The 18,782-nt window shown below is 70.5% G+C and carries 16 protein-coding genes; 7 read left to right on the top strand and 9 right to left on the bottom strand.

The genetic code is table 11. The features are described 5' to 3' along the window. Nucleotides 1-71: 71 nt before the first annotated feature. Both CSW64_RS16230 and CSW64_RS16225 read left to right on the top strand, forming a co-directional pair. Nucleotides 72-860, top strand: a complete 789-nt coding sequence (locus CSW64_RS16230; protein WP_099623078.1) for a LytTR family DNA-binding domain-containing protein — start codon at nt 72-74, stop codon at nt 858-860. Nucleotides 861-963: 103 nt separating this feature from the next. After that, nucleotides 964-2,823, top strand: coding sequence for a potassium transporter Kup (locus CSW64_RS16225; protein WP_099623077.1), 1,860 nt, complete (start codon nt 964-966; stop codon nt 2,821-2,823). A 22-nt stretch (nt 2,824-2,845) separates the two neighbouring features. Here CSW64_RS16225 and CSW64_RS22090 read toward each other — a convergent pair whose 3' ends face one another. Next, the gene (locus CSW64_RS22090; protein WP_172448596.1) at nt 2,846-3,010 is read right to left on the bottom strand and encodes a hypothetical protein; all 165 of its coding nucleotides are present in this window, start codon (nt 3,008-3,010) and stop codon (nt 2,846-2,848) included. 202 nt (nt 3,011-3,212) lie between these two features. Between CSW64_RS22090 and CSW64_RS16220 the strand changes: the two genes are divergently transcribed. Then, on the top strand, nt 3,213-3,512 hold the full coding sequence (locus tag CSW64_RS16220) for a hypothetical protein (protein ID WP_099623076.1): 300 nt from the start codon (nt 3,213-3,215) through the stop codon (nt 3,510-3,512). Here CSW64_RS16220 and CSW64_RS16215 read toward each other — a convergent pair. Then, complete coding sequence (locus CSW64_RS16215) at nt 3,509-5,278, bottom strand: tetratricopeptide repeat protein (protein WP_099623075.1); 1,770 nt, start codon at nt 5,276-5,278, stop codon at nt 3,509-3,511. The genes CSW64_RS16220 and CSW64_RS16215 overlap by 4 nt on opposite strands. A gap of 152 nt (nt 5,279-5,430) precedes the next feature. Here CSW64_RS16215 and CSW64_RS16210 point away from each other — a divergent pair, with 152 nt between their 5' ends. Beyond that, nucleotides 5,431-6,681 (top strand): cytochrome P450, encoded by a 1,251-nt coding sequence (locus CSW64_RS16210; RefSeq protein ID WP_172448595.1) that lies wholly within the window; start codon nt 5,431-5,433, stop codon nt 6,679-6,681. 19 nt (nt 6,682-6,700) lie between these two features. On the opposite strand, the gene CSW64_RS16205 is transcribed toward CSW64_RS16210, so the two are convergent. After that, entirely contained in the window at nt 6,701-8,173 is a 1,473-nt protein-coding gene (locus CSW64_RS16205; RefSeq protein WP_099623073.1) for a flavin monoamine oxidase family protein, read from the bottom strand. Between the two features lie 131 nt (nt 8,174-8,304). Here CSW64_RS16205 and CSW64_RS16200 point away from each other — a divergent pair, with 131 nt between their 5' ends. Both CSW64_RS16200 and CSW64_RS16195 read left to right on the top strand, forming a co-directional pair. Further along, nucleotides 8,305-8,901 (top strand): TetR/AcrR family transcriptional regulator, encoded by a 597-nt coding sequence (locus CSW64_RS16200; RefSeq protein ID WP_099623072.1) that lies wholly within the window; start codon nt 8,305-8,307, stop codon nt 8,899-8,901. A 349-nt stretch (nt 8,902-9,250) separates the two neighbouring features. Continuing rightward, the gene (locus CSW64_RS16195) at nt 9,251-9,940 is read left to right on the top strand and encodes a DUF4760 domain-containing protein (RefSeq protein WP_099623071.1); all 690 of its coding nucleotides are present in this window, start codon (nt 9,251-9,253) and stop codon (nt 9,938-9,940) included. Here CSW64_RS16195 and CSW64_RS16190 read toward each other — a convergent pair. After that, nucleotides 9,892-10,347: an Lrp/AsnC ligand binding domain-containing protein gene (locus CSW64_RS16190; RefSeq protein ID WP_099623070.1), complete on the bottom strand. Its 456-nt coding sequence runs from the start codon at nt 10,345-10,347 to the stop codon at nt 9,892-9,894. The two genes, CSW64_RS16195 and CSW64_RS16190, sit on opposite strands and share 49 nt — an antisense overlap. Before the next feature lie 133 nt (nt 10,348-10,480). Here CSW64_RS16190 and putA point away from each other — a divergent pair, with 133 nt between their 5' ends. After that, nucleotides 10,481-13,612, top strand: a complete 3,132-nt coding sequence (gene putA / locus CSW64_RS16185) for a bifunctional proline dehydrogenase/L-glutamate gamma-semialdehyde dehydrogenase PutA (protein WP_099623069.1) — start codon at nt 10,481-10,483, stop codon at nt 13,610-13,612. Nucleotides 13,613-13,878: 266 nt separating this feature from the next. Here the strand turns inward: putA and CSW64_RS16180 are convergent, their stop codons facing one another. From CSW64_RS16180 to CSW64_RS16160, 5 genes are all read right to left on the bottom strand, one after another. After that, entirely contained in the window at nt 13,879-14,979 is a 1,101-nt protein-coding gene (locus CSW64_RS16180) for a DUF2336 domain-containing protein (RefSeq protein WP_245863732.1), read from the bottom strand. Further along, nucleotides 14,976-15,845, bottom strand: coding sequence for a hypothetical protein (locus tag CSW64_RS16175; RefSeq protein WP_099623068.1), 870 nt, complete (start codon nt 15,843-15,845; stop codon nt 14,976-14,978). The genes CSW64_RS16180 and CSW64_RS16175 overlap by 4 nt, the downstream gene beginning before the upstream one ends. A gap of 60 nt (nt 15,846-15,905) precedes the next feature. Further along, on the bottom strand, nt 15,906-16,673 hold the full coding sequence (locus CSW64_RS16170; protein ID WP_099623067.1) for an ABC transporter permease: 768 nt from the start codon (nt 16,671-16,673) through the stop codon (nt 15,906-15,908). Then, on the bottom strand, nt 16,670-17,434 hold the full coding sequence (locus tag CSW64_RS16165; protein WP_099623066.1) for an ABC transporter ATP-binding protein: 765 nt from the start codon (nt 17,432-17,434) through the stop codon (nt 16,670-16,672). The genes CSW64_RS16170 and CSW64_RS16165 overlap by 4 nt, the downstream gene beginning before the upstream one ends. A gap of 232 nt (nt 17,435-17,666) precedes the next feature. Next, the gene (locus tag CSW64_RS16160) at nt 17,667-18,680 is read right to left on the bottom strand and encodes an ABC transporter substrate-binding protein (RefSeq protein ID WP_099623065.1); all 1,014 of its coding nucleotides are present in this window, start codon (nt 18,678-18,680) and stop codon (nt 17,667-17,669) included. Between the last annotated feature and the right edge of the window lie 102 nt (nt 18,681-18,782).

Genomic DNA, 18,782 nt, shown 5'->3' with positions numbered 1-18,782 from the left:
TGCGCCACACGGGTTTCGCGAACGGGCGAACGGGCGCGCCAGCCGGCGAGCGGGTGCGCTAGAGTGGCGTCATGGAGTCGGGGACCCGCAAACCACTGTCGACGCTAGCCGCGGCCTTCGTGCTGTCCACGACGCTGGGCGTCGTCCTGGGCGTCATCGGCCCTTTCGGCAGCTACCTGAGCGGCGATTTGATCCAGCGGGTCGTCTACTGGACCGTCAGCCTGTGGGCCGGCTGGCTGCTGTTCGGCCTGGCGCTATCGAACCTCTATCGGATGGCGGCGGGGCAGGGCTGGCCGCTGTGGGCCTGGGGGCCGGCGGCGGTCGCGTTGCTGACGATCCCGATCGCGGCGATCACCCGGCTGCTGGTGGACCGGATCCTGTCGGGCGCCGGCGGCGTGGGCTGGCTGGAGTGGTACGGCCAGTGCCTGATCATCAGCGCCCTCGTCAGCGGTCTCGTCCTGTGGCGGGTCGCCGCCGCTTTGCGGCGCGAAGCGTCGAGAGGGGAAGCGGTCGAGGAGGTTTCCTCTCCCGACAGCGCCGATCCGCGCGACCGGCTGCCCCGCGGACTGGGCCGCGAGGTGCTGTGTCTGCAGATGGAGGATCACTACGTCCGGGTGCACACCCCCGGCGGTTCGGCGCTGGTCCTGATGTCGCTGGGCCAGGCCGTCGCCGGGCTGGGCGACCTGGAGGGGATGCAGACCCACCGCTCCTGGTGGGTGGCGCGAGACGCGGTCGAGGGCGCCGTCGAGGACGGCCGAAACCTGCGCCTGAAGCTCAAGGGCGGCCTGACCGCGCCGGTATCCCGCGCGCGGGTCGGCGCGCTGCGGGCGGCCGGTTGGCTGGAGCGGCTCTTCCCGTAAGCCGAGACAGGGGGCGGCTTGCCTTCCTGGCCAGCCGTGCTGATCCTGCGGTCTCCAAGGTCGCGCCGCCACGCCGTTCGGAAAGGTTCGATAGGGCCGCCTCATGAGATCGGATCAGCGCCCTTGGCGCCTCGCGCTCGCAGCGACAGGCGTCGTCTTCGGAGATATCGGCACCAGTCCGCTCTACGCGTTCCGAGAGAGCTTCGTGGGGCATCACCGTCTTCCGCTCGACGCGACCCATGTGCTCGGCGTCCTGTCGATGCTGGTTTGGGCGCTGATCCTGGTGGTGACGGTGAAGTATGTCCTCATCACCATGCGCGCCGACAACCGCGGCGAGGGCGGGAGCTTCGCATTGCTCGCCCTCATCGAACGCATCAAGCCCAAGTCCCCGGCCTTGCCGGCCATCGCGGCGGCCGCGTTGCTCGCCACGGCGCTCTTCTATGGCGACGCGATGATCACACCCGCCATCTCCATCCTGTCGGCCGTCGAGGGCCTGAGCCTCCTCGACCAACGGCTGTCCAGCGCGGTGATACCCCTGACTTTGACGATCGTCGCGGGTCTCTTCCTCATCCAGCGGCGAGGCACGGGAGCGCTCGGGGCGCTCTTCGGCCCGATCATGCTGACCTGGTTCGTGGTGATCGCGGTGATGGGCGCCTGGCAGGTCGCCCTCAACCCGATGGTGTTGAAAGCGATCAATCCGGCCTATGCCGTCGGCTTCCTGGTCGGCGACCCGCTCCGGGCCTTCTTCACCCTGGGGACCGTCGTCCTGGCGGTCACCGGCGCCGAGGCGCTCTATGCGGATATGGGGCATTTCGGCCGCAAGCCGATTGCCCGGGCCTGGTTGGCCCTGGTCTTTCCGGCCCTGCTGCTGTGTTACGCGGGTCAATCGGCCCTGGTGCTGCGAACCCCGGAGGCGATCAGTTCGCCCTTCTATCTGATGGCGCCGAGCTGGTGCCTGATCCCGCTTCTGATCCTGGCCTCGACGGCGACGGTGATCGCCAGCCAGTCGATCATCAGCGGCGCCTTCTCGGTGACCCAGCAGGCGGTCCGGCTCGGCTATGCGCCGCGGATGAGGATCCTGCACACATCGGATGCGTCCCGGGGGCAGATCTACGCGCCGGCGGTCAATGCGCTGCTGTTCCTGTCGGTGGTCGGTCTGGTGCTCGGCTTCGGAAGCTCGTCCGCGCTGGCGGCGGCGTTCGGCCTGGCGGTCACCGCGACGATGGTGCTGACCACCCTGATCATCGGCTTCGTGATCTTCCGGATCTGGCGCTGGCGGTTGATCTGGGCGGCGCCGCTGTTTGGTCTGCTGCTGCTGATCGATCTCGGACTGTTCGCCGCCTCGGCCACCAAGTTCATGGACGGCGGCTGGCTGCCGGTGACGGTCGCGCTGATCCTGATGCTGCTGTTCGCTACCTGGCGGCGCGGGCGCACCCTGGTCGCCGCGGAGCTTGCCGAGGGCGCCCTGCCCACCGAGATCTTCCTGGCCTCGGCCGACAAGGTCATGCGCGCGCCCGGCCTGGCGGTCTATCTGACCAGCAGCCCGGAAGGCGTTCCGGCCGCTCTACTCCACAACCTGAAGCACAACCACGTCCTGCACGAACGGATCTATCTGCTGACCGTCGAGACCAGCTTGACGCCGACGGTGGAGCTTCGGCGGCGGGTCGAGTTGAGTGAAATCGGCAAGGGGCTCGCCCGGGTGCGGCTGCGCTTCGGCTTCATGGAGCAGCCGGACATTCCGCAAGCCCTGAGCCTGCTGGCGGAGCGTGGCGAGCGGATCGATCCCCTGCGGACGAGCTACTTCCTGAGCCGGCAGATCATTATTCCGACGCGTCGACCTGGAATGTCGTTCTGGCGTCAGCAGCTCTTCGCGGCCATGGCGCGCAACGCCGATACGCCGATGACGACCTTCGCCCTTCCGGTGAACCGGGTCATCGAGCTGGGCAGCCAGGTCGAAATCTGACGCCCGGGAGGCCGGCATGCCGTCAGGCGGGAAGGCCGATGGCGTTGAGCACCGGCGCCAGCTCCCGGCCGAGGCCGCCTTCCGCGGACAGCGCGCGGGCGGCGCCGACGGCGACGGAAAGGAACAGCCCGATACAGATCGTCGCGAAGATGCGAGCGCTGCTGACGGCGCTCCGGGGCTTAGCCATGAGGGGGTCCATAATGTTCGATGTCGAGGCGCGCGGGGTTCACGTCGCCTCCTCCAGGACCTGCACTCTAGCGTCGAGGGGCATAAGCGCTCGATACCGATGGCGGCGGCGACCATAAGGCCGGCGTAAGGGCCGATCGCCGCCGCTCACCCATTCCTAACGTCCCGCCTTCATCCTGCCGGCTCTACACGGGGGTGCGCGCATGCAGGCGGCTCTTCTTCTTCTGACGCTGCTGGGGTCGGCGGACGCTGCGGTTGAAAGTCCGCCGCTTCAGCCTCTGCCGATGGAGGAACTGGCCGGCGCGACAGCCGGCGCGGCGCCTGCGCGGGCCGTTTCGATCGTTCGCCGGGACGACGGCGTCGCGTTGCGGATCACGCTCGACGGATCGACGCGGAGCCTGTCGCCTTCGCTGAGCAATCTGGCCGTCAACAGCGACCCGGCCTCGGTCGTCCAGGCCCAGCTGCGGCTGGCGGTGGATGTGAAGCTGGACCTCGGCCGCTAGAGCCGGTCCATCCGCAGCCAGCGCACGTCGCCGAGCCAGGCTTTCGACAGCGCCTTGCGCGCCGCCGCGGCCTCCAGCTGACGGCCCTGGGCCGCTTCGCTGCGGCTCAGGCCATAGAGCGCCCAGCCGTTGTTCGGCGTCTGCATCAGCACGGCGCGGAAGGCTTCGCCGGCTTCGTCGTAGCGGCCGGCCTGGAACAGCGCCGCGCCCAGCGACTGCTTGACCGGATAGTACCAGTAGGTCGGCTCCTGGTACGGGATGCGGCTCTCGATCGCCGCCGCCTGCCGATAGAAGCCGATCGCCTCGTCATGGCGGCCCAGCGCCGCGGCGAACCGCCCTCGCGCCGCCAGTTCGGCCAGCGCCGTCAGGTCTGCCGCCGGCATGCCCTGGTCGATCAGCCCCTTCAACGCGCCCGACGCCCTGAGCCGTTCCATCGCCGACAGCTCTTCGTCGAAGGCGGCGCGGTCGCGGAGCCGAGCGTAGGCGACCGCCCGCGCATAGTGGCGCATGACCGCGGCGTAGGGGAGGCGCGCGTCGGGCGCCGGCAGCGCCAGGATGGCCTTGGGCTCGGCGAACTGCGCCATGGCCAGATAGGGCGCGGCGTCGATGGCCTGGATCCAGGCGATCCGTTCCGATGTGGCGGGGTCGAGCACCGTCCTCAGCCGTCGGGCTTCGCGCACGGCCGTGCCCATGTCGCCGGCCATCTGCGCAGAGGTGACGATGAAGTGGATGTTGTGCGGATAGTAGCCATACCGCACCAGGCCCTGGTCGCCGGCGCTGCGGAGGAAGGCCTCGTCCGCATGGGCGGCGGCGACGTTCACGCGGATGGAGTCGGCGTGGCGGCCGCGCAGTTGGTAGATGTGGCCCGGCATATGGACCAGATGCGCGGCGCTGGGCGTCGCCGACGGGCCGGACATCCGATCGGCCGCGGCCTCCGCCCGCACAGGATCGGCGGCCTCCATCAGGTGGATGTAGAGATGCCCGGCCTGGACGTGGCCCGGATTGCGGGCGAGCACGGCCTCGACCAGGCGGACGGCGTCGCCGGCGCGGCCGATCGAGGTCTTCTTATCAGCCGCCCAGTAGTTCCAGGGCGTGGTGTTCATCGCGGCGTCGGCGGCCAGGACCGCGACGTCGTCGTCGGGAAATCGGCGCGCGACATCGAGCATGGCGTCGGCGTAGGCGGCGTCCAGAGCGGCGCGGTCGGCCTTCGGGTCGCGGGCGTAGCGCCGCGCGACGGCCTCGATCAGGGCCCGCTCCATCGGCGTCGCCTTGGCGCGCAGGGCCATCGCCCGGTCCATGGCGTCGAGCGCCGCGGCCCGGTCCCGGTCGTCCATGGGCGCGTTGATGTTCGGCCCCAGCGCCAGCGCCTCGCCCCACCAGCACAGGGCGCAGGTCGGGTCGCGCCGCTGGGCCTCGCGGAACGATCGCACAGCGCCGGCGTGGTTGAAGCCGTAGGCCAACAGAAGACCCTGGCTGAAATAGCGCCGCGCCTGGGCGTCGCGCGTCGACACCGGGAACGGCGAGGTCGTCAGGTCGGGATAGAGGGGGATCGTCCGGCCGGCGCTGGCGGGCGCGGCGACCGCCGCCGCGAACAGCAGGTTGTGCGTCAGCGGCGAACCCGCGCGTCGTTCGCCGCAGACCTGCTCGGCGATCCGGCTGGGGTCCAGCGCCTCCAGCGTCGCCGCCGAGAAGCGGGGCAGGGGCGCGAAGCTGGCGAGGACCAGGCCGGCGCTGGCGACCAGGGCGGGCCGAAGCAGGCGATGCATCACAATTCCCCTCGATGTTGAAGGCGAACGCAAGACAACCTTGGATGCGTAGCATGGCTGTCGAAGGACGCAAGGCGGCGCCAACAATCCTTAGAGCCCTTGGCGTTCCGCCGCGCCTGATCGATCATCCGCCGAAAGACGGGGGAACGATCATGGACGGGACCATCGAGACGGCGGGGGCCTTTCAGCCGGATCTCTACGCCTACGACTTCGAGAACGATCCGGTCGCGACGCTCAACCGGCTGCGGGCGGAGGATCCGGTCCACTGGTCGCGGCACGGCTTCTGGTTCCTGACCCGCTACGCCGACTGCGCCGAGGTCCTGAAGGACCCGGTGCGGTTCTCGAGCATGGCGGCCGGCTGGGGCGGGGCCAATCCTCTGGCCAAGGCGGGCGGCGAGGGCGGCCAATCGAAGAGCGAGCAGGGGCTTTCCAAGTCCCTGGCCCAGTCGTTCAACCAGATGGACGCGCCGGACCACACCCGCATCCGCCAACTGGTCGTCTCGGCCTTCTCGAAACGCAACATCGAGGAGCGCCAGGGCCGCATCCGCGAGGTGGTCGACGGCCTGCTCGACGAGGCCGGGCGTAGGGGCCGCTTCGACCTGATCACCGACTTCGCCTTTCATGTGCCGATCATCGTCGCCAGCGAGATCATCGGCATCCCGAGCGAGGCCCGTGACCAGTTCCGCACCGCCTTCGAGCGCACCGCCGCCCTGATGCAGCCCAAGACCTCGGACGAGAGCTGGGCCGAGGCGGTGGAGGCGGGCCGCTGGGTCGGGACCTTCATGCGCGAGCTGATCGCGCGGCGCCGCGCGGCGCCCAAGGACGACCTGATCAGCGAGCTGCTGGCGCTGGAGCAGGCCGGCGACCGGCTGACCGAGCGGGAGCTCTCCTCGGCGATCAGCACCATCTACACGGCCGCCGGCACGACGACGGAGCGGTTCATCTCCAGCGGGCTGTATCTGCTGCTGTCGCATCCGGACCAGTGGCGCGATCTGGTCGCCGACCGCTCGCTGCTGAACGGGGCGGTCGAGGAAATCCTGCGCTTCCACCACCCGACCCAGTCGACCTCGACCAACCGGCGTTGCACGCAGGACGTAGAACTGGGCGGCAAGGTGCTGAAGGCCGGCGACACGGTCCGCGTCGGCCTGGGCGCCGCCAACCGCGATCCGGCGGTGTTCGAGGACGGCGACCGTTTCGACATCCAGCGGAAGATGCCGGTCCCGCTGTTGTCCTTCGGCGCGGGGCCGCACTTCTGCATCGGCTCGGCCCTGGCCCGCTACGAGGCCAAGCTGGCCTTCGACGCCGTGGCCGACCGCTGGCCGGGGATCGAGCTGATCACCACCGCGCCGGTGAAGGACCCGAAGCGGCAGGACCGCTATCGGGAGCTGGTGGTCGCGGTCTAGGACGCGGTGCGGAGGGCGTTCAGAGCAACGCCCCCACCACCTCGGCGACCCGTTCGCCCGAACGGACCGCGCCGTCGATGTAGCCGGCCCAGGCCTCGGCGGTCTCGGTTCCGGCCCAGTGGATGCGGCCGACCGGCTCCAACAGCGCGGGGCCGAAGGCGGTCAGGACGCCGGGGCCTGGTACGGAGACATAGCCGCCGCGATGCAGCGGAGTCCGGGTCCAGACCTCCTCGACGTAGTCGATGGGCGACAGCGCGGCGTCGCCGAAGTACTGGGCGATGTCCTTCAGGACCCGGTCGCGCCGCGCTTCCGGCGGCTGGTCCGCCCAGCGCTGCGCCGGGCCGCCGTCGAAGAATCCGACCAGCGAGCCGGTCGTCCCGTGACGGGGGGAGTGGTCGAACCAGGGGCCGAACTCGGTCCGGTCGGACAGCACCAATCCGGTCAGGCCCTGCTCACGCCAGAACGGGCGCGAATAGGCGATGTGGGTCTTGATCACGCAGCCCAGGGGCATGCGCTGGGTGAGGCCGTCGCGCCGGGCCGGCAGGGCGGGCGTGTAGTCGATGCGCGAGGCGAGGGCGGGGGGCGCGGTGACCACCCCATAGCGGCCTCGCCAGGCGCCTGTGTTCGTGGTGACGGTGACGCCGGTTCCGTCCTGGGCGATCGACTCGACCTTGGCGTTCAGGACCACGGCCGCGCCGAGATCCTTCGCCATTCGGGCCGCCAGCTGCCAGACGCCGCCGTCGAACAGGGAGTCCTGGGCCCCGCCGCGCGTGGCGATGAGGGCGCTGAACCCGCCGCCGGCCGAAGCGTAGGCGAGGAAGTAGAGGAGGGAGATCTGGCTGGTCTCCGCGGAGAAGACCGCCCGGACGAGCAGCCGGATCGCCGACCGCACGGCCGGGGACTTGGCGTTGAGCAGCAGCCAGCTCTCGATGGTCTGGGCGTCCTGCTCGGCCGCCGCCGCCCCCTCCCACGGGCGCGGCATCGAGGTGGCGGCGGACAGGGTCTCGATCTTGCCGATCACCTCGGCGAACTCGCCCATGGCGGCGGGATCGAGGGCCGGCGTCTCGCCCTCGTAGGCGGCGCGATGGCCGGCGATGTCGATAAGGTTCTGGCCCTTGTCGTACTGCGGATAGGTCGCCACGCCGAACTCCTTGGCCAGGGCCAGGAGGCGGGTCTGGGCCGGGCCGACCCATTGGCCGCCAAGGTCGACGGTCTCGCCGGCGACCGTCCCGGCCTTGGTGCGTCCGCCCACGCGGTCGTCCGCCTCCAGGACCACGACGCTGCGCCCGGCGGCGCGCAGCTGGCGGGCGGCGGTCAGGCCCGCGAAACCGGCGCCGACGATGACGACGTCGACGGTCCTGGCTCCGGTTGCGGCGGCCTGGGAGACCGCTGGCAGGGTGGTCAGGCCGGCGGCCCCCGCCGCCGCCATGCCCAGCGCTGCTCTGCGGGAAAGGCTGGCTTCCCGGCTCGATTGTCTTTGACGGTTCCTCATCTAACCCTCCCTGTGGACTAGACCCGGCCGGGCTTGGTTGTTATCCGGCTCGTACTTGTACGAACGTGGTTATTCGTACTTGTACGGACTGCGTCAAGCGCTTTCGTACAAGTACGATTTCAGGAGGATCGATGCGCCAGCCGCTCCGCGCGACCCCACGCCAACGCCAGGAAGAGGGGCGGGCGCGCGTCCTGGAGGCTGCGCTCGAACTCTTTGAAACCAAGGGAGTGGCCGGACTCAGCATCCGGGCGATCGCTGCCCGCGCCGGCATTCCGACCATGACCCTCTACGGCTATTTCCCGGGCAAGACAGCCATCATTCGTGCGCTTTGGTCGCAGGCCTTCGATCCGCTGACCGCGGAGATGGACGCCGCGGTCGCCAGTGAGGCCGACCCGAAGGAACGGCTCAGGAAGGTCGCGAACGCCCTGGTCGGGTACTGGCTGAGGTTCCCGGACCGCTACCGGATGGTGTTCATGATCGAGGACCGGCGGGAGCACGAGGACGATCCCTGGTTCATCGAGGAAACCGACGTCGTCGCGTCCTACGCCCGCTTCGCGCCGCTGATCGCCGCGGCCCGGGGCGATCCCGGCGGCGACTACCTTCGGGAAGGCGAAGCGCTGCTGTGCGCGCTGAACGGGATCGTCCATATGCTCGTGACCGTCAGCGAGTACCGCTGGGCGGACAGCGAGACCTATGTCGACCTGATCGTGCGGGGGTTCGTCGACTGACCTGGGGGAGGGGCGGGCGCTTCCCGGCAGACCCTCGTGACCACCGTGTTCTGGACCTCTTCCGGCGCGGCGTAGGGCCACGTTCCGCCTAGAAACGTCCGGTAGGCCGCCGAAGCCGCCGGGGACCAGGTGGCGCGCCTGGATTTCAGGCGATCGCTTCACCGGCTCTGCCGCGCACGGTTCCGCTTTCAGTGCAGGGGGACCCGTCCTTCGATCTCATGGATGCCGGCGCACCGGACGAACCGGGTCAGTCAAGGTTCCGAGCGACGGCTTCGAATGATCCTTGCGACGGCGGAGGCTGGCTCTGGCGGCGTCAGTTTGTATAACGTCGTTCTCGGGCGGGGTGGGCATGACTGAAGAACTCAATGCGGCGTTGGTCGGAGGTTTCATCGGCGTCGTCAGCGCGGCCGCGATAGGCTTTTTCACCTTCAGGGCGCATGCGGCCGAGACACGCTGGGCGACCACGATGTCCTTCTTCAACGAGTTCAACGGCCCGGCGCTGGTCACCGCGCGGAACGATGCGCGGGACTATCTGAAGACGCGGATGCTGCTGAGCTTCGCCGAACTGGGAGAGGCGCCTCGACCGTCCGGGGAAGATCCGCGCCACGCGCATCGATCGGTCATCAGGTTCTACGAGAGATTGGCCGTAATGCTCAGGTGTCATCGGCTATGCGATCAGGTCGTGCTTGATCTGTTTGGCAGCATCTTCGCCTGGTGGTGGAAGTTCTGCTTGGAGGACCAGCTTGGCAGGACGGACTGGCAGGCGGCATCCGAACTAGACGACCTGGCCGAATGGATGAGGCGGCGTGCGTCTCTCGATGGCCGCACCCCTGACTGGGAACGATGGTGCGCCCGCGGCGCCAAGGAACGAGCGAGCTTTCTCGCAGGTTTCGAGCAGCTGACTGTCGCCGACCAGCGAGAAGCCGAGGCGGCCTACCGGCGCGCCGCTTCCAAGTCGACGGTTCCGATCGGCATCGTCATCACGGCGACCTACACCCCCAGCACCACCGTATTCTTCACCTCCTCCAGCACCGCGTAGGTCCGCGTCTCGCGCACGCCCGGGAGGTTCACCAGGGTCTCCCCTAGGAACGCCCGGTAGGCGGCCATGTCCGATACCCGCGCCTTGATCAGGTAGTCGAAGCCGCCCGCCACCATGTGGCATTCCTGAATCTCCGGGGTCCGCTTCACCGTGGCGGCGAACCTTTCGAAGGTGTCGGCCGTTGTGCGGTCGAGCTGGATCTCGACGAAGATCAGCAGCGCCCGGTCGATCTTCTCCGGGTCCAGCAGGGCGGCGAAGCCGGTGATGTAGCCGCGCTCGCGCAGGCGCCGGAACCGATCGTGGCTGGCGGCGGGGGAGAGGCCCACCGCGGCGGCCAGGTCCTGGTTGGTGATCCGGCCGTCCTGCTGCAGCACGCGCAGCATGCGCCGGTCGATGTCGTCGAGCATTCGTCGAATGTCCTTCGGGCAGATCGCGTTTCGCCGACGATACATCGGATCAAGGCCCCGAGATACCGAGCACATTCTTCGAGAACCGGCGCATAAGCCGGAAATATTCAGTCTCAGAACGGTGGTTTCGCCCATGCCGTCCGCCAAGGCTCGTCCGTCGGCCCATCTTCCCGCCGCCTCTGCCGCGCTGGCCGCCCTCCGCGCCGCGATCGCGCCGCTGTACCGCGCGCCCGAGGCCGAGCGGCTGGCCGCCCTGGTTCCCGACGCCCGGCTGGACGCCGCGGGCCGCGCCCGGGTCGAGGTCCAGGCCAAGGCCCTGCTGGCCGACCTGCGCAAGGCCGGGTCCGAGGGCTGGGTCGAGCAGTTCCTGCAGGAATACAGCCTGACGACGGAAGAGGGCGTGGCCCTGCTGTCGCTGGCAGAAGCCTACCTGCGGGTGCCGGACACGATCACCGCCGCCGAGCTGGTCCGCGACAAGCTGGGGCGGGCCGACTGGAAGGCGCACAAGGGCGCCTCGGACTCGGTGCTGGTCAACTCGGCGACGCTCGGCCTGATCCTGGCGCGCAGCCTGATGGACGAGGAAGCCGGCACGCTGAAGAAGCTGGTCGCCCGCCTGGGCGAGCCGGCGATCCTGAAGGCCGTGGCCACCGCCATGCAGATGATGGGCGAGGCCTTCGTCCTGGGCCGCGACATCGAGGAGGCCCTGAAGCGCGCCGACCGCGGCGGCTCGGCGGCCTTCCGGCACAGTTTCGACATGCTGGGCGAGGCGGCCAAGACGGCGGCCGACGCCGACCGCTACCTGCAGGCCTACGTCGACGCCATCGAGGTCATCGGCAAGTCCGAGGGCGGGAAGGGCGAGATGCACGCCCGCGACAGCATCTCGGTGAAGCTGTCGGCCATCCACCCGCGCTACGAGACCGGCCAGGACTACCGCTGTGTTCCCGAGCTGATCGAGCGGACCCTGCGCCTGGCGCGGCTGGCCAAGCTGCACGGCATCGGCCTGACCATCGACGCCGAGGAGGCCGAGCGGCTGGAGATGAGCCTCGACATCATCGCCGCCGTCGCCGCCGATCCGGACTTGGCCGGCTGGGACGGGCTGGGCATGGCGGTGCAGGCCTACCAGCGCCGCGCGCCGGCCGTGGTCGCCTGGGTCAACCAGCTGGGCCTCGACACCGGCCGCCGGATCACCGTGCGTCTGGTCAAGGGCGCCTACTGGGACACCGAGATCAAGCGGGCCCAGGAGCGCGGCCAGCCGAGCTATCCGCTGTTCACCCGCAAGCCGGCGACCGACGTGTCCTACCTCGCCTGCGCCAAGGCGATGCTGGCCTCGCCGGGCATCTATCCGGCCTTCGCCACCCACAACGCCCTGACCGTGGCGACCATCCTCGACTGGGCCGGCGACCGCCGCGACTTCGAGTTCCAGCGCCTGCACGGCATGGGCGCGGGCCTCTATGAGCGGATCATCGCCGAGAAGGGCGTGTCGGCCCGGGTCTACGCCCCGGTCGGCGGCTATCGCGACCTGCTCGCCTACCTGGTCCGTCGCCTGCTCGAGAACGGCGCCAACACCAGCTTCGTCCACCAGATCGCCGACGACAGCATCTCCGACGACGAGCTGCTCGCCGACCCCGTCGCCATCGTCGAGGCCGCCGGCCTCCAACCGCACAGCCGGATCCCCACGCCCATGGACCTCTACGCCCCCGAACGCCGCAACTCCGCCGGCCTGGACCTGACCGACCGCGCCTTCGTCGACGGGCTGGTCGCCGACATGGCCAAGGTCTGGGCCAAGAGCCACGCCGCCGCCCCGCTGATCGGCGGCAAGACCGTCAACGGCGCCGCCGAGCCGGTGGTCGATCCGGCCGACACCTCGCGGACGGTGGGCACGGTGGTCGAGGCCTCGGTCGCCGACGTCCAGCGCGCCATCGGCCTGGCCGCCGCCGCCCAGCACGGCTGGTCGCTGCGCCCGGTCGAGGAGCGCGCCGCCGTCCTGGAGACGATGGCCGACCTGATGGAGCGCGACCGGGTCGAACTGATGGCCCTGGCCATCCGCGAGGCGGGCAAGTCGATCCCCGACGCCCTGGCCGAGGTGCGCGAGGCGGTCGACTTCTGCCGCTACTACGCGGTGCGGGCGCGCGAGACCTTCGCGCCGGTCCCGCTGCCGGGCCCGACGGGCGAGCGCAACGAGCTGACCCTGGCCGGCCGGGGCGTGTTCGCCGCGATCAGCCCGTGGAACTTCCCGCTGGCCATCTTCCTGGGCCAGGTCGCCGCCGCCCTGGTCGCCGGCAACAGCGTCGTGGCCAAGCCGGCGCCGCAGACCCCGCTGATCGCCTTCGCGGCCGCCAAGCTGCTGCTCGAAGCCGGCGTGCCGGGCGATGTCTTCCACCTGGTCCCGGGCGGTCCGGCCGCCGGCCAGGCCCTGACCGAGGACATTCGCACCCACGGCGTGGTGTTCACCGGCTCGACCGCCACCGCCCGCCGCATCGCCAAGACCCTGCTGGAGGACGAGCGTCGTCCGCTGGTCCCGCTGATCGCCGAGACCGGCGGCCTGAACGCCATGATCGTCGACTCCACCGCCCTGCCGGAGCAGGTCGTCAACGACGTGATCATCTCGGCCTTCCAGAGCGCCGGCCAGCGCTGCTCGGCCCTGCGTCTGCTGTGCCTGCAGGAGGACATCGCCGACAAGGTGCTGGAGATGCTGCAGGGCGCCATGGCCGAGCTGACCCTGGGCGATCCCGGCAAGATCGAGACTGACATCGGCCCGGTGATCGACGAGGCCGCCCGCGACAACCTGAACGGCCACATCGAGGCCAACCGGTCGAAGGTCCTGCACCAGTTGGCCCTGCCGGCCGGGACGGAGAAGGGGACCTTCGTCGCCCCGACCGTCATCGGCCTGGACAGGGTCGAGGACCTGACCCGCGAATGGTTCGGCCCGGTGCTGCACGTGGTCACCTGGAAGGCCGGCGAGCTGGACAAGCTGGTCGCGCGGATCAACGCCTCAGGCTACGGCCTGACCATGGGCCTGCACAGCCGGATCGGCGAGGCCGCCGAGACCGTCCGCGCCAACGCCAAGGTCGGCAACCTGTACGTCAACCGCTCGATGATCGGCGCGGTCGTGGGCGTTCAGCCGTTCGGCGGCGAAGGCCTCAGCGGCACCGGCCCCAAGGCCGGCGGCCCGCACTACCTGGCCCGGTTCGCGGTCGAGCGGACCCTGTCGGTCGACACCACCTCGGCCGGCGGCAACGCCACCCTCCTGAGCCTCGAAGACTAAGGACCCGCTGTCCTCCATCCGGCGTCGCCGGTTTCCTCCCCGCCTAGAGGGCGCGGCCTTGCGGTCGCGCCCTTCTTTTTGGGGGGAGAGGGGCGGGAGGCGTCCGCACCCAAGCCGGTCGTCCCGGCGAAGGCCGGGATCCAGATCCTAGGGCTCCGTATTGGCGTGTAATCACCCTACGCCGAGCCTGACGCTGGGTCCCGGCCTTCGCCGGGATGACCGGATATAGAAGCCCGGCTTGGGCCCTGAAGCTTCGGAGCCGGTCCCTACGCGGCCGCGACGTCGCCGGTGGTGCGGCGCATCCGCCAGAAGCGGATCGTGCGCAGGGCCGCTTCGCGCGGCAGGTCGTTGTAGAGATCGCCGTAGGCCTTCGCCCGGGTCATGGCCGCATCGTCGCGGTTCAGGATCAGGACGGTGAAGGTCAAGAACAGGGCCCGGTCGAAGTCGGCGGCCTTGCAGACGATGGCCAGGGCGTCGAGCTCCTTCCGCTCCAGGATCCGGCGGGCGGTGTGGAAGTCGATGTCCGCCAGTTCGGCCAGGGCGATCAGGAACTTGGTGGTCTCGCGATTGCGCAGCATCGCCGCCAGGGTGCGCGGGCCGACGTCGTTGCGGGCGATCAGGCCGCGCACGGTCTTCTCGGCCTCCGCGTAGTCGGCGGGCAGGGCGCCGTCGCCCAGGGCCACGCGCTTGCGGCCGGCGGACAGAGCCGCCTCCAGCTCCGCCGGATTGACCTCGGCGTTGCGGGTGAGGATGTGGTCGCGCAACCGGGCCTCGACCACGAAATACATCTCGTTCAGGAGGTCGATCGGCAGGCTGTCGCGGCTGACCACGGCCTCGTGCAGGTCGGGATTGTGGGCGGCGCGGTCGACCGCGCGTTCCTGCGCCCGGCGGGAGAGGGCGGCCCCCTCGTTGCGCAGCAGGACGCCCAGGGTGTCGTCGTCGCCGCGTTCGACGATGGCGTCGGACACCGCCGCCGACAGCGTCGGGCGCTGGGAGATGGCGCGCAGATGCTCCTGGCCCTTGGTCCGGGCCACCCGCATCAGATCCTCGTCGCTGAGGGCGCCGGACTGCTCCAGCACCGGGCGGGCCACCTCGATGTCGTCGACGGCCAGGTTGCGCATCAGGTTGGTCGGCGCGGCGCCGCCCCCCTGGGCCATGCGCTCGGCCAGTTCGGCGCGGACGGCGACCTCCATCTCCCCGGCCAGCTGGCTGAGGACGGCGTCGAACAGCGCCATCTCGCCGGCGGCGTGGGTCTCGCCGGCGAAGAACATGTCGGTCACGCCGCGCAGCAGTTCGCGCCGCCGTTCGCTGGAGGTTTCTGCGGCGAGGCTGATGAGGTCGTGGAGGCGGCTCGTGGGCGCGCTCACTTGTTCCGCTCCGCGCGCCCGGCGCGCTCCGCCCGTTCGGCTCGACGCTGGCGGTCCTCGGCGTAGGTGGCCTCGGTCTCGGCCACGGGATCGACGGCGCCGTTCATGGTGTCGTCCAGGACCACGCCCTGGTCGGGCGTGACGCCTGGACGCGTCGCCCAATAGCTCTGCGGCGGCGGCAGCGAGATCGGATCGGGCTGGCCGCCGTACTCGCGGACCACCGAATAGGCGCGGGCGGTGGTGGCGTCCGTCCCGGCGGCGGCGACCTGGCGCGGCGCAACGGGCTGGGCGATAGGCTGGGCAACCGGCGCCACAGGCGCGGCGGCGACAGGCGGTTGTGGCGCGGCCGCGGGCGGCGGGCCGCCGGCCAGCTGCGGCCGAGCCTGGGGTTGCGGTCGATAGGCCGGCTGGGGTTGCTGGTATTGGGCCTGCGGCTGATAGGCTGGGCGGTAGGGCGGCTGCGTCGGAGCCGCGGCGACAGGCGCGGGACGCGGCGGGGCGTACTGCGGCGGCAGGGTCGGTCGCTGCGGGGCGGCCGGCGGCGCGGGCGCCGTCGTGCGCTGCAGCCACGGATGGGCCTGCACCCGGGCGGCCGGCGCCGGGGGCGCGTCGTAGAGGCTGGTCGGCAGCGGGGCCGGGCCGGCGGGCGCGCTCGCCGCTGCGACCGGCGCGGGCGTCTGGGGCTGCACCTTGCCGGTCCAGGACAGCATGGGGCCCGCGTAGGGCGTCGGCGCGGCGGCCGGGCCGCCCTGGACGCCATAGGGCGCGGAGGCCTGCTGAGGCCGGGCGGGGCCGTAGCGATCCTCCGCCGCTTGGGCGGCGACGGCGCTGGCAGACAGCAGGGCGATGGCGATGACGGTACGCATGGTGCTTCCGGCCGACGACGGATTCGGAGCAAACCTTAACGCCGGGCGCTTAACCCCCGCCTAACGGCCGCGCCACCAGACCAGCGCCCGCTTCTCCAGCAGCTGCAGCAGGGCATAGAGACCGGCGCCCATCAGGGCCAGGACGAACAGAGCGGCGAAGGCCTTGGCCGTCTGCAGCCTGTTGGTCGCCTCCAGGATGCGCCAGGCGAGGCCCTGGGAGCCGCCCGAGCCGGCGACGAACTCGCCCATCACCGCCCCTATCACCGCCAGGCCGCCGCCGACCTTGTGGCCCTCCAGAACGAACGGCGTCGCCGCGGGCAGCCGCAGCCGCCACAGGGTCTGGAGACGCGTGGCGCCGTAGAGCCGGAACAGCCGCTCCAGGTCCGGATCCGCGGACTTCAGGCCGGTGGCGACGCCGGAATAGATCGGGAAGAAGGCGGCTACGGCGGCGGCGACCACGACCGCGCGCTCGGGATGCTCCAAGCCGGCCCAGATGACCAGGAAGGGGGCGATGGCGATGACCGGCGTCACCTGCAGCGTCACGGCCAGCGGCTGAACCGCGCGTTCGATCACCGGACTGAGGGCGGTCAGCAGGGCCAGGGACGAGGCGACGAGGCTGGCGACCAGCAGGGCGACCAATGCGGTCAGCAGGGTGTTCCAGGCCGACGACAGCAGCAGCGGCCAGCTCTCGACCAGCACCTTCCCGATCGCCGAGGGCGGCGGCAGCAGATAGGCGGGCAGGTTCGCGGCCCGGCAGCCGATTTCCCAGATCGCCAGCAGGATGGCGATGAAGATGATGGGCGTAGCGATGGCGGCGACGGTTTTCACGCGGTCTTCTCCATGCCGCGCGCCAGCAGGCCGGACACCGTCTCGGCGGCTTGGCGGAAACCCTCGGCGACCCGAAAGCCGGCGGGCCGGGGCAGGGGGCCGTCGATGGCGACCTCGCCGGCCAGCCGCCCGGGGCCGGCGGTCATGACCACGACGCGCGAAGCCATGTAGACGGCCTCCTCGACATTGTGGGTCACGAACAGGATGGCGGGCCTGAGCTCCGACCACAGGTCCAGGACGTCGTCGGCCAGGGTGCGGCGGGTGATCTCGTCCAGGGCGGCAAAAGGCTCGTCCAGCAGCAGCAGCCGGGGCCGGGTGACCAAGGCCCTGGCCAGCGACACCCGCATCGCCATGCCGCCGCTGAGCTGGGCCGGCCGCGTTGCGGCCGAGCCCTTCAGCCCGACCCGGTCCAGGGCGGCGACAGCGCGGTCGCGGGCCTCGCCTCGGCTGACGCCGGCCAGCTCCAGCGGCAGGGCGACGTTGGCGGCGGCGTCCAGCCAGGGCGCCAGGGTCGGCGCCTGGAACACCAGCGAGGTCTCGCCCTTGCCGGCGTCCCGCTGGACGGTCCCGCGTGTGGGCTGTTCCAGTCCGGCCAGCAGCCGCAGCGCCGTCGACTTGCCGCAGCCGGAGGGCCCGACCAGGGCGACGATCTCCCCGGCGGCGAGGCTCAGGTCGAACGGCCCGAGCGCCGGGCCGCGAGGGTAGGCGACCTCGACGGCGGAGAGGGCGGCGGCAGTGGGCGCGCGTTGCGTGTCGCTCATCGTCAGCCTTGCCCCCGTTTCGAACTCCGTGCGGTCAGCCGTAGCGCCTATCCCCTCCACCGTCATCGTCGGACTTGTCCCTGAGCCTGTCCTCGGGCCGGCCTTGGCCGGTCCCCGGGGGGGCATGAACACGACGGTCGAGAGATCGCAGCGCCCCTTCCGCGTCATCACGCATGGATCCTCGCGACAAGCGCGAAGATGACGGAAGTGGAGGAGCGGGGGGGATCTGCCTCTACTTCTTCCCGACGAAGTCCAGCGAGTAGGCGCTCTTGTAGTCCATGTCCTTGGGGTAGACGCCCTGTTCCGACGCCACCTTGAAGAATTCGGCCCAGCGGGCGTCGGTCATCACGCCCACGCCGCCGGTCACAGCGTCGCCGGACTCGACGACGCCATAGTTGCGCATCTGCTCGCGGGCGTTGGCCAGCAGCTCGGCCGTCATCTCCGGATTGTCCTTCAGGATCAGGGCGTCGGCCTTCGACGCGTCGCCGTGCAGGTAGCTTTTCCAGCCCGCCGCCGAGGCCTCGACGAAGGCGCGGACCACCTCGGGCTTGCCGGCGATCATGGCGTCGGGCGCCAGGACCATGGTCGCGTAGCCGGGATAGCCCTCGTCGGCGAGCAGGAAGACGCCGGGCTTGAAGCCGGCCTCCTTCTGGATGGTGTAGGGCTCGCTCGACAGATAGCCCTGCACGATGGCCCGCTTGTCCGACAGGAAGGGGGCGAGGCTGTAGTTGTACTTGCGCACCTGGGCGTCGGTGAAGCCGTACTTGCTCTTCAGCCAGACCCAGAAGGCGGTCACCGAGGCGTCGGCCAGCAGGATCGGCCGGCCCTTCATGTCGGCGATGCTGTTCACGCCCGTGCCCGGATGGGCGATCAGGACCTGCGGGTCCTTCTGGAAGAAGGCCGCCACCGCCTTCACCGGCGCCTTCTCGCGCGCCAGGTTCAGGGTGATGAAGCTGTTGGAGCCCATGCCCATCTGGACCGCGCCGCTGGACACCAGCTGCGGCACGTTCACGCCCGGGCCGCCCTGGATGATGGTCACCTTCAGACCGCGCTTCTCGTACTCGCCGGTGGCCAGCGCCTGGTAGAAGCCGCCCTGTTCCCCCTGAGCCCGCCAGTCGGTGGCGAAGCGGATCTCCGTCAGGCCTCCGGCGCCGGCGGCGGACTTGGTCGCTTCGTCCGGCTTCGGAGAACAGGCGGTCGCCAGCCCCGCGACCGCGGCGACCAGCATCAGGCGGCGTGACAGCATCGGAACCCTCCCGTGAAGCGCGGCGAGGTTAGGGGCGGAGGGGGTGTGGGGGAAGGGGGCTGGACGGCCGTCGATCGCGCATTCGCCCTGCTTCTTGTCGCC

The sequence above is a fragment of the Caulobacter mirabilis genome, from assembly GCF_002749615.1.
In the GTDB taxonomy this organism is placed as follows: Bacteria; Pseudomonadota; Alphaproteobacteria; order Caulobacterales; family Caulobacteraceae; genus Caulobacter; species Caulobacter mirabilis.
This window is presented reverse-complemented; position numbering and strand designations above follow the sequence as displayed.

What these genes read in the sequence shown, in the direction of transcription:
- putA (WP_099623069.1), top strand. Translation starts at nt 10,481, where the DNA reads ATGCCGTCCGCCAAGGCTCGTCCGTCGGCCCATCTTCCCGCCGCCTCT.
- CSW64_RS16210 (WP_172448595.1), top strand. Translation starts at nt 5,431, where the DNA reads ATGGACGGGACCATCGAGACGGCGGGGGCCTTTCAGCCGGATCTCTAC.
- CSW64_RS16220 (WP_099623076.1), top strand. Translation starts at nt 3,213, where the DNA reads ATGCAGGCGGCTCTTCTTCTTCTGACGCTGCTGGGGTCGGCGGACGCT.
- CSW64_RS16205 (WP_099623073.1), bottom strand. Translation starts at nt 8,173, where the DNA reads ATGAGGAACCGTCAAAGACAATCGAGCCGGGAAGCCAGCCTTTCCCGC.
- CSW64_RS16160 (WP_099623065.1), bottom strand. Translation starts at nt 18,680, where the DNA reads ATGCTGTCACGCCGCCTGATGCTGGTCGCCGCGGTCGCGGGGCTGGCG.
- CSW64_RS16230 (WP_099623078.1), top strand. Translation starts at nt 72, where the DNA reads ATGGAGTCGGGGACCCGCAAACCACTGTCGACGCTAGCCGCGGCCTTC.
- CSW64_RS16165 (WP_099623066.1), bottom strand. Translation starts at nt 17,434, where the DNA reads ATGAGCGACACGCAACGCGCGCCCACTGCCGCCGCCCTCTCCGCCGTC.
- CSW64_RS16195 (WP_099623071.1), top strand. Translation starts at nt 9,251, where the DNA reads ATGACTGAAGAACTCAATGCGGCGTTGGTCGGAGGTTTCATCGGCGTC.
- CSW64_RS16215 (WP_099623075.1), bottom strand. Translation starts at nt 5,278, where the DNA reads ATGCATCGCCTGCTTCGGCCCGCCCTGGTCGCCAGCGCCGGCCTGGTC.
- CSW64_RS16200 (WP_099623072.1), top strand. Translation starts at nt 8,305, where the DNA reads ATGCGCCAGCCGCTCCGCGCGACCCCACGCCAACGCCAGGAAGAGGGG.
- CSW64_RS16225 (WP_099623077.1), top strand. Translation starts at nt 964, where the DNA reads ATGAGATCGGATCAGCGCCCTTGGCGCCTCGCGCTCGCAGCGACAGGC.
- CSW64_RS16175 (WP_099623068.1), bottom strand. Translation starts at nt 15,845, where the DNA reads ATGCGTACCGTCATCGCCATCGCCCTGCTGTCTGCCAGCGCCGTCGCC.
- CSW64_RS16190 (WP_099623070.1), bottom strand. Translation starts at nt 10,347, where the DNA reads ATGCTCGACGACATCGACCGGCGCATGCTGCGCGTGCTGCAGCAGGAC.
- CSW64_RS22090 (WP_172448596.1), bottom strand. Translation starts at nt 3,010, where the DNA reads ATGGCTAAGCCCCGGAGCGCCGTCAGCAGCGCTCGCATCTTCGCGACG.